Raw genomic sequence first — 12,211 nt, 5'->3', positions numbered from 1 at the left:
ATCATGGAAAAAACATACAATCCCAGCGCAATAGAAAAGGCTATTTACGAGGACTGGGAAAAATCCGGATATTTCAAGCCCAGCATGGATTCCTCACGTCCTTCCTACAGCATCTGTCTGCCTCCGCCTAATGTGACCGGTTCTCTTCATATGGGGCATGCCTTTCAGCAGACCATTATGGATATTCTGATTCGCTACCACAGAATGCTGGGGGACAATACCCTCTGGCAGGCCGGAACAGATCATGCCGGTATTGCAACTCAGATGGTAGTTGAAAGAAAGATTGCGGCAGAGGAAGGAAAAACCAGACAGGATTATGGCCGCGATGCCTTTATAAATAAGATTTGGGAATGGAAAGAGGAGTCTGGCGGCACAATTACCAGACAGATGCGTCGTCTCGGGGACTCCGTTGACTGGGAAAGAGAGCGCTTCACTATGGATGAAGGGCTGTCCCGGGCTGTGCAGGAAGTATTTATCCGGCTTTATCAGGAAGACCTCATTTACCGGGGAAAGCGTCTGGTTAACTGGGATCCCAAGCTGCGCACGGCTATCAGCGATCTGGAGGTGGAGAATCGGGAAATCAAGGGTTCCATGTGGCATATTCGCTATCCTCTTGCCGGTGGCCGCAAGACTGCTGAAGGCCTTGATTATCTGGTAGTGGCTACCACCCGTCCGGAAACCCTGCTTGGTGATACTGCGGTGGCCGTTAACAGTGCGGATCCCCGCTACCGTGATCTTATCGGATCAAAGGTGGTTCTGCCCCTGGTTGGCCGTGAAATTCCGGTAATCGGCGATGAGCATGCCGATATGACCAAGGGAACCGGCTGTGTGAAGATTACCCCGGCTCATGATTTTAACGACAATGAGGTCGGGAAAAGGCATGCCCTTCCGATGATCAACGTTCTTACTGCGGATGCCAGAATTCGGGACGAGGCGGAGGTGTTCAATGTTAACGGTGAGCCATCCGATGCCTACAGCAAGGAGCTCCCGGCCCGTTATCGCGGTATGGATCGCTATGAAGCCCGTGAGGCCATGGTGCAGGATCTAAAGGAAGCGGGGCTTTTGGTTAAAATTGAGGATCATACGCTGATGCAGCCTTATGGCGATCGCGGCGGGGTTCCCATTGAGCCCATGCTTACCGATCAGTGGTACGTCCGGGCAGCCATTCTGGCCAAGCCCGCCATTGAGGCCGTGGAGAAAGGTGATATCCAGTTTGTTCCGAAGCAGTATGAAAACATGTATTTCTCCTGGATGCGTGATATCCGGGACTGGTGTATTTCCCGGCAGCTGTGGTGGGGGCATCGGATTCCCGCCTGGTATGACGAAAGCGGCCGGGTTTATGTTGCCCACAGCGAGGAGGAGGTTCGTCAGCTGAACCATCTGGGAGCCGATACGGTGCTCAGACAGGACGAGGATGTCCTTGATACCTGGTTTTCTTCCGGACTCTGGACATTCTCCACTCTGGGATGGCCGGAAAAGACTCCGGAACTGGAAATGTTCCATCCTACCAATGTTCTGGTAACCGGCTTTGACATCATCTTCTTCTGGGTTGCCAGAATGATCATGATGACCATGCATTTTATTAAGGACAGTGATGGAAATCCCCAGGTGCCCTTCAAAAAGGTGTATGTAACCGGACTTATCCGCGACGAGGAAGGTCAGAAAATGAGCAAGTCCAAGGGGAATGTGCTGGATCCTCTGGATATGATTGACGGCATTGATCTTGCCGGACTTCTGGAAAAGCGCACTAAAAATATGATGCAGCCCCAGAAGGCTCAGAAAATTGCCAAGAGAACCGAAAAGCAGTTCCCGAACGGCATTGAGGCTCACGGTACAGATGCGCTCAGATTCACCCTGGCTGCCCTGGCTTCCACCGGCCGTGACATTAACTGGGACATGAAGCGTCTTGAGGGGTATCGAAATTTCTGCAACAAGCTCTGGAATGCCTGCCGCTATGTTCTTATGAATGCCGAGGGGAAGTCTTTAAGAAAGCCTGCGGCCGATGATTACACTCTGGCCGACCGTTACATCAGAAGCAAGCTTTCTGAATGCATAGGAGAGGTCAGATCAGCTTTTGAAAGCTATCGTTTCGACTTGGCAGCCGCTGCTCTTTACGAGTTTATCTGGAATGAGCTCTGTGACTGGTACATCGAACTCACCAAGCCTATTCTCTGGGCTAAAAATCCGACTTCCGGTTTTGGTACTGAGAAGCAGAAGAATGCTGCTCTTTATAACCTTCTGGAGGTGCTGGAGGTAACTCTGAGACTGGCTCATCCGATAATGCCTTTCATCACCGAAGAGATATACCGTTCCGTTGCTCCTTTGGTATGTTCAGACTACCGTGAGGGGGACACCATAATGCTGAAGGCCTATCCTGAGGCAGCTGATTATCAGGTAGATGCCGAGGCTCTCAGGGAACTGGATTACATTAAGGACTTTGTGGTTACCGTGCGTAATTTCCGTGCAGAGAAGAATCTTTCTCCTGCTCAGAAGCTGAGTCCGTTTATGAGAGGCGATGCGTCGGAAATCGATATCATTAACAGAAATTCCGAATTTGTAAATGCTCTGGCAAATCTGGAATCGGTATTCCCGGCAGACGGAGACCTGCCGCCGGTAATTGCTGTTATAGTGGGCAGAAGTGAAATTCTCTTCCCTGCAGCCGGTGTTTTGAACAAGGAGGCGGAACTTGTCAGAATCCGCAAGGATATTGCCTACGTAGAAGCGGAAATTACCCGTGTTAATAACAAGCTGGGGAATCCGGCCTTTACCTCTAAGGCTCCGGCTCAGGTTATTGAGAAGGAAAAGGCCAAGCTTCCCGGTTTTGAAGAAAGTCTCGGCAAGCTCCGGGAACAGCTCAAAATGATTGAGAGTCTCTGATTTCCGGATGGGAACAAAAATGCCGCCCAGGAGTGCCGGGCGGTTTCAGAATTAGGCGGAGCATGAACTGTTCCGCTTTTTTATGTCCAAAAACATGCCAGAAGCTTTCTGGAAGCTGAAAAACTGATTGTCCGGCGTTTCGGGTAGCATAATCGGCTGCTTCTTAAGATGGGCTGAACCCCAGCTTTCCACATTTTCATATTTCCATTTTTCGGGGCGGTTTCCGGTCTTTCTGCTGACGGCTTTCAGGATTTTTCTGCCACTTTTATGCTGCTGGATGCTGCCTTTGCAGGAGCGGTCTGTTTGATGCGTTCATCCGTAAGGAGCCTAGTGCATGATTAGAGAGCAACTTTAATGTTCATCCGAAACTGACGAGGATCAATTAGCGGGCCGTATCGGAAAAGAAGCTGATGGCAGAGGAATCTCCTTGCAATAGTGTGGGAAATCTCCGGAAAAGAAAGACCCCGGTAATCAGTGTATAATAATTCAGGAGTTCGTTTACGGTTTTAGAATCGTCAGGATTCGGGCCGGGGGACTTTTCCAGGAGTTTACTTATGCGTTTTATCTGTGGTTTTTTGATTCTTTGCCTTGCCGGGGCGGCCATCCTTGCCTGCCTTTTTCTGACCTGGCAGTTTGGCAGCATAGAATTTTCCAGAACTGCCAATTCCGAACCTGTTCTTGTAACCGTAAAGCGCGGTGAAAGTGCGGGAGGTGTTATCAGAGAGCTCTTTAACGACCGTTTTGACGGTCGGGTGTTACGGCTGTGGCTGCGGCAGAATCCCGGACTTACGCAGCTTAAGGCCGGGACGTATGAAATTCCTCCCGGAGCTGGTGTGCGGCAGGTGCTGGGCATTATTCTCTCAGGGCGTGAGAAGAGCTATCAGATTACATTTGTGGAGGGAACCCGGGTAAGGGATATGCTGACGGTTCTCCGGGCTTCCGAAAAACTGGTTCATTCTCTTCCCGGTGAGGCTCGTCCGGAGGATCTTCCGGAAATTCTCGATATCGGCGACCATCCGAATCCAGAGGGACTTTTTCTGGCGGATACCTATCAGTTCCGGCTGGGGGATTCCGACGTATCAATCCTTAAAAGGGCTTATGAAGCAGAAAAGACGTTTCTGGAACAGGAATGGAAAACCCGTGATGAGAATCTTCCCTATAACTCGGCCTATGAGGCTCTTATCATGGCTTCCATTATTGAGAAGGAATCCGCAGTGAAAGAGGAAAGGCCTCAGATTGCCTCAGTGTTTGTGAACCGCCTCAGAAAGGGAATGAAGCTGCAGACGGATCCTACGGTGATATACGGAGTGGGGGATCGCTATCAGGGTAAGATATACCGGAGCTTCCTGGAAGACCGCAACCCCTATAATACCTATGTTATCGAGGGACTTCCTCCTACCCCGATAGCGGCTCCTGGCAAGGATGCCATAAGGGCGGCACTGCATCCGGATGCCACGGAGTATCTGTTTTTTGTGGCCCGGGGACCGGACAGCCGGGAAGGACATATTTTTTCCAGAGACGACAGCTCCCATCGAAAGGCGGTTCAGGAATATCGCAGGGCGGTGCGGGAATACAAAAGCGAGCACGCCGCAGAAAAACGTCCGGAGCAGGGAACTCAGGAGTCCGTTCCGGATAACGGCAGCTCTCAGAAGCCGGAAGAAGGCGGAGATGTCAGATAATACCTGATTCAGATAATACGGATAATGTTTGAAGGATGACGCGGGGGACTATGCAAAGAGGATGTTTTATAGTCGTTGAAGGCGGTGAGGGGGCCGGCAAAAGCACCATGGCTGCCGAGATTGTCGCTTATCTCCGGGAAAGGGGCGTCAGTGATGACGCTATTGTCAGAACCAGGGAGCCGGGTGGCACCCCGATAGCCGAGGATATCAGAAAAATCCTCAAGGATATCCGTAAAGACGACTGTCTCTGTCCCGAGGCAGAGCTGCTTCTGATGTATGCTGCCCGGGTACAGCTGGTAAAGACAGTGATCATGCCGGCTTTGGAGGCTGGTAAGTATGTGGTGGGAGATCGTCATGATCTTTCGACTCTGGCCTATCAGGGCGGCGGCCGGGGGATTTCCCGGGAGCTTATCAGGAGTATTCGCGACGCCGTGCTGGGGGATTTTTATCCGGATCTCACTATTCTGATGGATATCCCTCCGGAAAAGGGGCTGTTAAGAGCCGGAAAGCGCGGCGAACTGGACCGGTTCGAACAGGAGGATCGGGATTTTTTTGAGAGAGTCCGGAAGGTCTTTCTTGACGAATACGAACAGCATCCTGACAGAATAGCACTGGTGCGGGCGGATCAGGATTTTGCAGCTGTAAGAGCTGATATCAGGACAATTCTGGAGTCAAAATGCATAGCTGGCTGATCCCTGCACTTCGGGTGTTTTCTGAAATGCAGGAAAGAAACCGCCTGCCCCATGCTCTTCTGGTTACCGCGGCAGCCGGGCTTGGCGGAACCGAGCTTGCAGTGGAAATGGCACGGCGCTTTCTGTGCGTTGGAGATCGTTCTGACGAATGCACCTGCCACTCCTGCAGCATGTTCCGGGTTTCCGGGCATCCGGATATGACCCGGATTTCCGGAGGTCAGACCGGTACCATCGGGATTGATGAAATCCGTCAGGGGATTTCCGCCATGGAAAAGACTTCCACCAATGATCATGGCAAGGTTCTGCTTATTCCTGAGGCTGACAGGATGACGGAAGCGGCGGCGAATGCACTTCTGAAGACTCTGGAGGAGCCTCCGGCAGAAAGCCTGATTATCCTGACCACGGGAAATATCAGGAATCTCTTACCGACAATTCTGAGCCGGACTATGAAGATTTCGGTGCTGATGCCGGGCATTAAGGAGCTGCAGGAATTTGTCAGAAAGGAAACTGGCCGGGAACAGGATTTCCGGGTGGAAATATTTATCAGCGGTCATTCGCCTCTTAAAGCCGTTGAGTATGCCGGAAATGGTATTGGGGATAAGTTTCGTCAGGCGCTGGAGCTTCTTAACGGAGTTCTTTCCGGAAGCAGTTCCGTTCCGGAGCTTGCGGATTACCTTCTGGCGGAGCTGGAGAGCCGGGATCTCATCTGTTCCTTTTTTTACGGCATTCTGCGTGATGCCATGCTGCTTGAGGCCGGGGCCGGTAGTCAGGATCTGGTGTTCCTGGAGCCGTATCCTGAACTGGCATCCCGGGTGTCCGAGCTGGATCCCGATTCCGTGCTTCAGGGCATTAAGAGGCTTAATGATCTGAAAATGGTTCGCAGTAACCAGTTTTCCTACATCAGAGGCCTGCAGATATCTGCCTGGCTGGAGCTTCTGACAGGTAAAAACCGGGGATAAAAAGGTTATAATGCTGAGCGGGGGATCCTGCGGAGGCGTCCCGGTACCGGAGGCGGAATCCGGCGATTTTAGATCCTTGCAAGTTTGAACTGAGTCTGCTGCTGTGAATACCATTTCGAAATACATACTCAAGAATACTCTGAAGACCCAGCTGGTAATTTTCAGCATACTGATGCTGATTTTCATGAGTCAGTCGTTTATCCGTTTTATCAGTCATGCCTCCCGCGGAAAAATACCGGCCGAGCTGGTAACCCAGCTGATGAGTCTGGCTGTTCCTACCATGGCAAATTTCATGCTGCCGCTGTCCCTGTTTCTGGCGATTATTCTGACTATGGGGAATCTTTGTTCCCAGAGCGAGATGGTGGTAATGCGTTCAGTAGGCTATTCCCAGAACCGGATTCTGGGAATAGTGTTCTTTCTGGCTCTTATTACTGCCGGAATTAATGGGGTGTGTACCGTATTTCTGGCTCCCTGGTGCGAATCTAAATCCCTGGAAATTATTGACAGCGCCAGAAATGATCCGTCAATGTTCTCTTTGGACAGCGGCCGTTTTCTAAATCTCATGGACAATGTCATTTATATTGAAAACATGGAGGACGCTGAGCTTTCCGGAGGAGAGCGTCGTTCCGGTACCGCGCCGGGCAGTGAGCTTCCGGATCATCTAAAATACGCCACCTCCGGCAATATCATGAAGCAGATTTATATTCTGAGCCATGGCAATGAAGCCAGGCATCTTCCCCCTTCAGTGACTATTGCCAATGAGGGGCGGCTCAGGTACGACAAAAATTTTTTGCCGTGGCTGACTCTGAAATCGGGACTGCGCTACGAGGGACCGTCAGGAGACGGTCAGTTCGAGGTGCTGTATTTTGATACGTACACGGCACTGATTCCGGAATCTCAGAAGACCTTTGAACCTAGCAAGGTTTCGGCCAAGGCCACCCGGGATCTTATGAAAAGTGATGCCTCGGTTCCCGAGAGGGCCGAGCTGGAGTGGCGTTTTGTGCAGCCGCTCAGTGTGCTGGTGCTTTCTATAATGGTTGTGCCGTTATCCATGGTGAATCCCAGAAAGGGGCGTTTTGCCAAGGTTATTCCGGCTATTATGTTTTATCTCAGTTATTACCTTTTTGCCTTTGGCATTAAATCAGGTATGACCCGGGGCCATCTTTCCCTGATTCCAGGACTTTTTATGCTGCCTGTAATCTACCTTTTGATTTTTGCAATTCCCTTCAATCTGGCGGATACCGAGCGTTTCCGGAAGCTGGGCAGTTGTTTTAAGCGGAGGAAAACCGGCAATGTTTAGAATTATTGACCGGTATGTGGGCCGGAATGTTGTAATCTGGGCCTGCGCCTCCACCATGGGGCTGGTGGCACTGTCCTCACTGATTAAATTCGTGGATCAGCTCCGCAATGTAGGCCGGGGTGATTATGACATGGCTGCCATCGCCGAATACGTTTCCTGGACAGTCCCGGGACAGATTTGCATGTTTTTTCCTATGGGAGTACTGATAGGAACAGTACTTGCCCTGGGAAATCTGGCGTCCAGCTCCGAGCTTATCGTGATGCAGGGGCTGGGAAAATCCCGTCTTGGCATTGTGTCTGCCGCCTGTTTCTGGTTGCTCCCGGTGGTATTGACGGTTTTTCTGATGGGCGAGTTTGTGGTGCCCGATACCGAAAAAAAGGCTGAAAGCGTTCATACGGCAGCAATTTCCGGAGGTCAGGTGGCGGTGACCAGCCGCGGTATCTGGTTCCGTGAGGGGAATTCGTTTATCAGTATTGCCAGAGTGCTTACTGACGGTTCACTGGATTCGGTATACCGGTATGATTTTTCTGCCTCTCTGCCGAAGCAGCTTTTGCGTTATATGGTGGCCAAAAAGGGCGTCTGGCAGGACGGCAAGTGGCACATGACTGATGTTGCTGTTTACAGTTTCGGGACGGAGCGGGTGATCAAGGAGTTTCCCGAAGCGGTGGACTGGGAACTTCATCTGACGCCAGAGAAGCTGGATGTTGTGGGGGTGGGAGCTGATGAATTCAGTATCCGGGGCCTTATCAGCTATATTGATTATATAACTCAGAACGGACAGAAGGCAGATCGCTATTATTTGGATCTGTATCGTAAGATAATCGCTCCTTTTATGTCACTGGTTATCCTGCTACTGGCTGCCAGTACTGTTTTCGGACCGCTGAGAAGCGCCACTATGGGGGCCCGGGTGGTGGTGGGGATTATTGTGGGCTTTGCTTTTTATGCTGTGAACGAGATTCTGGCTCCCTTTACCATTTTCTGGGGAATTCCTCCGGTGCTTTGTGCGGTGCTTCCGACGCTGCTTATGCTGTCTGTTGGAATATATCTTCTTAAAAGGAGCTCTTCCTGAGCGGCCTGCTAGGTTTTCAGAACAGAGGAAGAAGTGTTTCAGGGCAGAGACAGTTTTTGCAATGTTTTCAAAAATGCTTGCAAAAGCCATCGTTACCTGTATAATTAGCGTGTCCTTAACGGGCCAGGATGGCGGAATTGGTAGACGCAGTGGATTCAAAATCCACCGGTAGTGATACCGTGAGGGTTCAAGTCCCTCTCTTGGTACCAGTTTTTCTGTTTTATTTTCTTGTCTTTTTCTCGTTTTCCTTTCGTTTTTTGCATTTTATTTCGTGCTTTCTGGATGTGTTCTGTCGGGACTCTGTTTGTTTTGGCGGGCAGATTTTCGGAAAGGTCTCCGGTGCTGTTTGTTGTTGCAGGCCTGCTTCCTGCGAAGATGTTTATTGTAAAGTTGTGGATAAAAAGAGCATATTTTTTTAAAATCTGAAAGCTGGTTGTTATTTTGAAGACGTTTTTCCCCGGAGTGGCTATGAACCGTAAATTTCTCAGGAACCTGTTTTTTTGTCTTGGGGCCGTGGTATCCGGCAGTGCTGCCGTTGCCAGCGATATCAACAGTGATACCTGCTTCAAGGCGATTTCCGAAGAGCGTTATGACAATGCATTTACCCTTTGTGAAAATGAGACCGAAAAGGGGGATCCTCAGGCAGCAATGTATCTTGGGTATATGTATCTCAAGGGTAAGGGAACGGTAAGAGACTGGGATCAGGCCAGAAAATATCTGGAGCAGGCTGTGGATTCCGGAAATGTCATGGCCTACAGGTATCTGGCGGTTCTTTACTGGAACGGTCTGGGAGTGCCGCGAGATATTGACAAGGCCCGGGAGATGTTCCGGCTGTGCCTGCGTTTTGAACCTGGAGAGGATCTGTCATGCACAGCTCAGTTTGCGGAAACCCTGACCTTTAGTTCCAATTCTCAGGATAATATCCGGGAGGCGGCAGAACTGTATCAGACGCTCCTTAAAAACCGTAATTACGAATATGCCTATCATCTTGCCAGACAGCAGCTGGAGCTTCAGGAAAATGCGGAAGCCTTTAAGAATATTGAATTTTTCCTGATGTGGTCCAAGCGCTATGGCAACCTTTCCGCACTTAAAAAAAATATCACTTCGGCGCAGAAGTATGAAAATTCTCTTCGCGGAGTGCTCAGCGACAGCGATTCTCGTAACGGCTTTAACTGGGCCCGGGATCTGGTGTATGCCATAAACCATGCGGATCTGTCCCGGGAACTTCTGCTTCTGGGGTACGATTCTGAAGCAATTCCGGCAGAAATTGCGAGAATTAAAAAGAATGATCTCCGGCGTAAGGAGGAGCAGGGCACCATAGTTCAGGACAGGCATGTGATTCTTCAGGAAGCTGCAGATCAATAGACAGCAGGAAACCATAAACATATGGCCGGGAATTTAAAATGTTTCGCAGGATGACGCTTTGGCTTTTTGGTTTTAATGAAAAGCATCCGTTCGGCTCTTTTCTTCTTCTGGCGCTTCTGGCCGGAGTTCCGGTATTCTGCAGTCTTGAAGATTCCCGCTGGGGCTTTGGTGTTTATCCAGAACCGTCGGCAGCATTTTATGTCAGTGACTACGGCCGGATGCTTGCCCGGGATACTGAGCAGTATATTGCGGAAGCCGCCGGAAAACTGGAGGATGCCACTACTGTCCAGATTGCGGTGGTTACAGTTCCTACGCTTAACGGGGATATTCTGGAAAGCTATGCCACCCGGCTTTTTAATTACTGGGGACTGGGGCAGAAGGATCGGAACAATGGACTTATGCTGCTTTTTGTTCAGGATATCAGGAAAGTGCGTCTTGAGGTGGGAGCCGGGCTGGAGGAAAGCATTACCGATGCCGAAGCCGGAAGAATTCTTGACGAATATGCGGTAGAGCCCAAAAGCAAAGGAGAGTGGAATCTGGCGGCTGCCAATTCCTTTACAGCTCTTGCCAGGAAAGCTTATGCCATTTCGGGAAAGGCTGAGGATCCGGCATTGCGTTTTTTTTATCGGGAAAGCACCGGGAGTACGGACGGCGGTCCCGCCGATGCCCCTTTCGCCGATCGGCCGGAGGAATCCCCTAACGGAGATCTTTTTCTTTTCCTGAGGCTGCTCTCCGGTGCGGTTACGGGATTTTTTTTCTGGGTGATTGTCATTGCCATTAATGCCACTATTGTAGAAAAAATCGAACCGTCCGTTTACCGGAGATCCAGCTGGGCAAAACTTTGCTCTTCCGGCGGAGGTTCCGGTTCGGGGTGGCATTCAGGCTCCGGAAGGAGAAGCGGGCACTCCTCCGGAGGCCGTTCCGGGGGCGGTGGCCGTTCCCGCGGAGGGGGCGCCTCCCGCTGATGGTGTTTTTGGCGGGCTTCTGAGGGCTTTTTTGCTGCGACATAGCGGCTGTTCCTGCCATCCCCCCGTGCCAAGGGGTTTCCCGGCCATCCCTGGCCTGTTTTTTTCTGAAACAGATTTTATCAAGGAATTTTTAATGATATCCAGAAAAACTCTCCCGCCGGAGGCCCGGCTATCTCTGGCTCCTATGCTTGACCTTACAGATCGTCATCTGCGGTATTTTCTGAGAACCCTTTCCCGGCACATCTATCTTTATACGGAAATGATTTCCACGGGAGCGATTATCTATGGCAGCCGGGATTATCTCCGCTTTGATGATTTTGAACATCCTGTGGCTTTGCAGTTAGGAGGCTCTGATCCGCATGATATGGCCAAAGCTGCCAGAATCGGAGAAGACCGGGGGTATGATGAAATCAACATAAATGCCGGATGTCCCTCATCCCGGGTGCAGGCCGGAACCTTCGGAGCGGTCCTTATGAAGAATCTTCCCCTGCTTTCTGCGGTGATTCGGGCTGTGAAGGATGCTGTTTCGGTTCCGGTGACTGTAAAAACCCGGCTGGGAGTGGATGATCTTGCCGGATACGATTTTACCAGCAGGCTGGTGTCGGCTATTCAGGATGCCGGAGCAGATGGCGTTATCATTCATGCCAGGAACGCCTGTCTTGATATCAGCCCCCGGGACAATCGCGAAAAGCCGCCGCTGGATTATGAGGCGGTTTACCGGATTAAGAGAGATTTTCCGGATCTGTTTGTGGGAATAAATGGCAATATCATGGATCTTGATGCAGCCACAGCACATCTCAGGCATGTTGATGGTGTTATGATGGGGCGGGCTCTTTACCGGGATCCCTATATTCTGGAGGATGCTGATTTCAGAATATTTGGTGAAGAGCGCCGTGCCGGAGCTCCAAATCCCCGCAGCCGGGCGCAGGTTATCAGGGATATGTATCCCTATATAGAGCAGGAGCTTTCCCGGGGAGAACTTCTCAAGCATATCACCAGGCATTTTACGGGGATGTTTCAGTCCTGTCCCAATGCCCGTAAATTCCGGCAGTATCTCAGTATGAACCAGCATCTTCCAGGGGCCGGGATTGAAGTTCTTGAAGAGGCTCTCCGGCTGGTATCCGGTGATAGCTGCGAAAATGGAGAAGTTTCCGAAGCGTAAGAATCTGAAAGGTAAATGAAAAGAACTGAAAATACAGAGAGACGGATCAGCGGAATTCCAATGGCCCCCCCAACAGGAATCGAACCTGTAACTGCCCCTTAGGAGGGGGCCGTTATATCCATTTAACTATGGGGAGAAAA

General features: G+C 50.8%; 9 protein-coding genes and 2 tRNA genes. 10 read left to right on the top strand and 1 reads right to left on the bottom strand.

Translation table 11 applies throughout. From position 1 onward, the window contains the following. Nucleotides 1-3 precede the first annotated feature (3 nt). From F557_RS0100490 to dusA, 10 genes are all read left to right on the top strand, one after another. On the top strand, nucleotides 4-2,877 hold the full coding sequence (locus F557_RS0100490) for a valine--tRNA ligase (protein WP_019000308.1): 2,874 nt from the start codon (nucleotides 4-6) through the stop codon (nucleotides 2,875-2,877). Nucleotides 2,878-3,431: 554 nt separating this feature from the next. Beyond that, nucleotides 3,432-4,556, top strand: a complete 1,125-nt coding sequence (mltG, locus tag F557_RS18250; protein ID WP_019000306.1) for an endolytic transglycosylase MltG — start codon at nucleotides 3,432-3,434, stop codon at nucleotides 4,554-4,556. 50 nt (nucleotides 4,557-4,606) lie between these two features. Further along, nucleotides 4,607-5,248, top strand: coding sequence for a dTMP kinase (gene tmk, locus F557_RS0100475; protein WP_019000305.1), 642 nt, complete (start codon nucleotides 4,607-4,609; stop codon nucleotides 5,246-5,248). After that, nucleotides 5,233-6,207 (top strand): AAA family ATPase, encoded by a 975-nt coding sequence (locus F557_RS20830; RefSeq protein ID WP_019000304.1) that lies wholly within the window; start codon nucleotides 5,233-5,235, stop codon nucleotides 6,205-6,207. Before tmk ends, F557_RS20830 begins: the two co-directional genes overlap by 16 nt. A gap of 103 nt (nucleotides 6,208-6,310) precedes the next feature. Beyond that, the gene (locus F557_RS0100465; protein WP_019000303.1) at nucleotides 6,311-7,507 is read left to right on the top strand and encodes an LPS export ABC transporter permease LptF; all 1,197 of its coding nucleotides are present in this window, start codon (nucleotides 6,311-6,313) and stop codon (nucleotides 7,505-7,507) included. Next, nucleotides 7,500-8,576 (top strand): LPS export ABC transporter permease LptG, encoded by a 1,077-nt coding sequence (lptG, locus tag F557_RS0100460; RefSeq protein WP_019000302.1) that lies wholly within the window; start codon nucleotides 7,500-7,502, stop codon nucleotides 8,574-8,576. The genes F557_RS0100465 and lptG overlap by 8 nt, the downstream gene beginning before the upstream one ends. Before the next feature lie 122 nt (nucleotides 8,577-8,698). Next, nucleotides 8,699-8,785: transfer RNA gene (locus F557_RS0100455), tRNA-Leu, on the top strand. 259 nt (nucleotides 8,786-9,044) lie between these two features. After that, nucleotides 9,045-9,941, top strand: a complete 897-nt coding sequence (locus tag F557_RS0100450) for a tetratricopeptide repeat protein (RefSeq protein ID WP_019000301.1) — start codon at nucleotides 9,045-9,047, stop codon at nucleotides 9,939-9,941. 38 nt (nucleotides 9,942-9,979) lie between these two features. Beyond that, entirely contained in the window at nucleotides 9,980-10,906 is a 927-nt protein-coding gene (locus tag F557_RS0100445) for a TPM domain-containing protein (protein WP_019000300.1), read from the top strand. A 136-nt stretch (nucleotides 10,907-11,042) separates the two neighbouring features. Then, complete coding sequence (gene dusA, locus F557_RS0100440; RefSeq protein ID WP_019000299.1) at nucleotides 11,043-12,071, top strand: tRNA dihydrouridine(20/20a) synthase DusA; 1,029 nt, start codon at nucleotides 11,043-11,045, stop codon at nucleotides 12,069-12,071. 61 nt (nucleotides 12,072-12,132) lie between these two features. Here the strand turns inward: dusA and F557_RS0100435 are convergent. Continuing rightward, nucleotides 12,133-12,207, bottom strand: a tRNA-Arg gene (locus F557_RS0100435). Between the last annotated feature and the right edge of the window lie 4 nt (nucleotides 12,208-12,211).

This window comes from Succinimonas amylolytica DSM 2873, from assembly GCF_000378405.1.
In the GTDB taxonomy this organism is placed as follows: Bacteria; Pseudomonadota; Gammaproteobacteria; order Enterobacterales; family Succinivibrionaceae; genus Succinimonas; species Succinimonas amylolytica.
Note: the sequence above shows the minus strand (reverse complement) of the source record. Positions and strands in the feature narration are given on the sequence as shown.